Origin of the sequence: Paraburkholderia humisilvae (assembly GCF_902859855.1) — a bacterium.
Lineage (GTDB): Bacteria > Pseudomonadota > Gammaproteobacteria > Burkholderiales > Burkholderiaceae > Paraburkholderia > Paraburkholderia humisilvae.
The window spans coordinates 1-3,324 of record NZ_CADIKH010000217.1 but is presented as its reverse complement, the minus strand read 5'-3'; the positions used below and the strand labels follow the sequence as shown (position 1 = coordinate 3,324).

General features: G+C 58.8%; 3 protein-coding genes. All 3 read right to left on the bottom strand.

Going from position 1 to position 3,324, the window contains the following annotated elements; genetic code table 11:
• Positions 1 to 276: 276 nt before the first annotated feature.
• The 3 genes from HV796_RS41000 to HV796_RS40990 all read right to left on the bottom strand — a co-directional run bounded on the left by HV796_RS41000 (position 277) and on the right by HV796_RS40990 (position 2,571).
• Positions 277 to 1,275 (bottom strand): tyrosine-type recombinase/integrase, encoded by a 999-nt coding sequence (locus tag HV796_RS41000; RefSeq protein ID WP_175233387.1) that lies wholly within the window; start codon positions 1,273 to 1,275, stop codon positions 277 to 279.
• Positions 1,272 to 1,880, bottom strand: coding sequence for a hypothetical protein (locus HV796_RS40995; RefSeq protein ID WP_175233386.1), 609 nt, complete (start codon positions 1,878 to 1,880; stop codon positions 1,272 to 1,274). The genes HV796_RS41000 and HV796_RS40995 overlap by 4 nt, the downstream gene beginning before the upstream one ends.
• A gap of 298 nt (positions 1,881 to 2,178) precedes the next feature.
• Positions 2,179 to 2,571: a hypothetical protein gene (locus tag HV796_RS40990; RefSeq protein WP_175233385.1), complete on the bottom strand. Its 393-nt coding sequence runs from the start codon at positions 2,569 to 2,571 to the stop codon at positions 2,179 to 2,181.
• Positions 2,572 to 3,324 lie beyond the last annotated feature (753 nt).

Below are 3,324 nucleotides of genomic sequence, written 5' to 3'. Positions count from 1 at the left end.
GCAAGCTGGTCAGCGAACTCAGAAAAGCGCCGGCCGCACGGGGCGGACACCGGAGCAAGGCGGCCTGATTACGCTTAAGTGCGTTTTCCGTTCCGTTGATCCCCAAGGGCCGTGTTCCCCGACACTATTCCGTGGACAGCAGATCAGGTGCTGTCCGACGACTTCTATCCTGACCAACCGTAGCCTGCCTACGCCGTCTGGAAATGGAGGCATGGCGCCGGGCCTCCAAGGCCACCTGGAGCTGGCGAAGGTAGTGTATTCCGTTCGTTGATCACGCTAGAGACGGATGCGCTCGATCTCATCGAGGCTGACTTCATCATGGCGCCGGTCATAGAGCTGCGTGGTGCGCGTCGACGCGTGATTAGCCATCGCCGCCGCGTTCTCCAGCGTGCCGCCGCTCTTCAGGTACGCCGTGATGCCGGTCGCCCGGAACGTGTGGTTGCCGATCGCCGTGCCGATCCCGGCCGCCCGTGCACGGCGCCGCATCATCGCGTGCGCGTTCGCCTGCGGCAGAGGGGTTTCGCTGAGCTGCCCGGTACCCCGCGCGATCGTGCGGAACAGGGGCCCCTTCGGATCATTCGCGAGTCCGGTGCCGTCCAGGTACGCATGCAGGATCGCCTCGAGCGTGTGGTGACACGGCATCTCGTGCCGCTTGCCGCCTTTCTCCCGCAGGCGCACCCACAGGCGCCGCTGCTGCACATAGACGTCGTCGACGCGCATCGCGACGGCGGCACCAATCCGTGCGAACGAAAACACCATCAGCGCGATCAGCGCGCGGTCACGCAGGCCGATCGGCGTCGTCACATCGATGCTGTCGAGCAGCTGCCGCGCCTCGGTTGCGTCGAGCACCGGCGTGCTGCCCTTCTTCGCGGAATGCGCGGGACCCCGCACGGAGGCTGCCGGGTTGTGCGGCACGATCTGGCCGGTGACCAGCCAGTCGAACAGGTGGCGGAGCGCAGCAAGCTGCTGCTTGACGGTCGGCGCCGACGACGTCTTTGTCTGCAGCTCGATCCACGCGGCCACATGCAGTGGCTGCACGGCCGTGATCGATGTCACCCCGGCACCGCCGCACCACCCGAGAAAATCCCCCGCGGCCCGCGCATAGGCTCGCCGCGTGTGCGGGTTGCGGATCGCCGACGCGAAGAATTCCAGAAAACGCACACTGGCGCGCTCGCCGGCTGACGCGACCAGCGCGGGCGTGGCAACGCCGGCAGGCAGGACAAGGTTGGTGCCGGTCCCCCCTCTCTTCTCCCTGCGATCAGAAGCGAGACTCATATCTCGAAAAATTTACCGTAAGCGACTTCGAGACATCGTTTCCCTCGCGGAGTCAACGTACCATCTGCGCGCATAACGTGGTTGATAGCGTGCGGATGATTACCTTCTCTCCGTGCGACTGCGGAAACGCTGATCTCGTTTGTATGGTCGTGCGCCTTCTTCATACGGGTTCCGTTCCTGACGTGATTCGCCATCTCGTAGCTCTTTTCAAGCTCATAGCGCCTCGCGGTGTCGATGGGACGTGGAGCCTTCCCGGCTGCCACCCGATTACGCACCTGTTCAAGCGCCTTATCCACCCCCGATAGCAGCTGCGCCAGCGTCAGGCCGACCGACGCGCCGCGCGCGGCCGCGTCTTGCCGGGTAGCGCTGGCTGACGGACCCGGGTGAGGACTGCCGCCCAACACTGCCTCGACATCCGCGCCCGACAGGGGCTGAGGCGGCAGCGCCGCGACGATCGGCGAGGCCACCCGCCGGCTGAAGCCTGCGGCCGATGCCAGCCCGGCCAGGGCTGCTGTGGGCCCGGCATTGCCGCTGCCATGGGCAGCGTGGCCATAGGGGGTAGTGGGCTGATATCCGCCGTAAATCGGGTTCAGTTCGTTGGGCATGGGGTGATTACCTCCGTAATAAGGCCGGGATGAATGCAACCCTACGATTTTCGGACATCCCGGCCGCGTATCGCTCCCGTAACCGAGCCGCCCGTGGCGAAACCGGGGCGCGCGCCGCTCGGGCCAGCCTCTTTTATATATGTGATAAAGGACATTATCACATATAGAGCGACGCCTGCTCCCCGGCGGGGACGGAACAGGCCGGCACGGGAGGGAAACCTGGTCTGGCAGACGTTCTGCACACCGCTCGACTTTCGCGTGCCGTCTGCCCCCCCGGAGGTTCCAGTCTCTTCGGCAGCTAGCTGCGGTCAAAAGACAGCTTGAACAAACCCTCACCCTGTCCGACAGCAGCAACGGGCTGTTTCGACGCGTCCTCGCCGAGAGCCAAGCCGATGCCTCCAAACGGGCTGCTAAAAGGAAGAGGTGCCACACCATTAACCGAGGGACCGCCCGGACTAAATTGAGCGTCTTCTGCCGAGTCCGACAATGTCAGTGTTACTGACCAGCTGAGATACTTCTTGCTGACCGGATCCTGGAACATTGCATTCGTGTATGTACCGTCGGTGAACTGCTTCTGGGTAATGTTTATAGCCGTCCACGACTTTGGATTTGCGGAAAATACCGGAGCGCCGTTCGAATTCACGTCCAGATAATCGTTGGTATTAACGTTTTGAATGATAACTGCAGTCATGAAATCCTCCAATTGATCAAGATATAAGATGGCAACCACCCGGCACCGTCTCCATAATAATTCTTACCTCAAAAAACGACAACCTTTCAAGCCCGATCAAATGTCAGATTTTGACAGGTACTGGAACACCGCTTTCAATCCGCTCACATATCGAACGTATTTCACCCAAAACATGACAATACCTGTCATGAATGATGTCGATAGCTTGCCACCATTTAAAATGGTCTCTATATTAATCTCTCAAACCATCACCACATTCCCATGGTGGATACTATATAAAGACGTTGACTGAACCATCCTTTTATTTATTTTACAATCAAGATGCTGGCAAACTTGACTGGACTATTTTTCCGTTAGTGTTAGTTCCAGAGCTTGTCTGGAATTTTTCAACAAATTCAAAGAAAGATGGATTTTTCATCATAAATGGAAAATCATCGCCATACGGAGCCAATTTATACTGGAAGGATGGAGGCTTTGGCCTGTACAACGGCGATTACGATGATCAGTATTGGGTTGCACAGCTTAACTAGTATTTAAGGGGTTGGGCGAGCCGAGAGCTGAAGCAACGTGGAATGGAAGGATAAAGCGACTCGAAGAACCGGGGCTTCATCCGCTCGAAACCCGGACCACCAGGGGGAGTAGTTAGTCGAGCCTGAACAATTCGGCGAGCCTCGTGCAGCGGAGCTTTGAGGCCGAAATGGTGTTGTGAGATTTGCAGGAACCTGGCACATTAACGTGAAAAACCTGCAAATT

Bases quoted from the DNA above. Each gene is read 5' to 3' on its own strand.
- HV796_RS40990 (WP_175233385.1), bottom strand. From the start codon at position 2,571: ATGACTGCAGTTATCATTCAAAACGTTAATACCAACGATTATCTGGAC.
- HV796_RS41000 (WP_175233387.1), bottom strand. From the start codon at position 1,275: ATGAGTCTCGCTTCTGATCGCAGGGAGAAGAGAGGGGGGACCGGCACC.
- HV796_RS40995 (WP_175233386.1), bottom strand. From the start codon at position 1,880: ATGCCCAACGAACTGAACCCGATTTACGGCGGATATCAGCCCACTACC.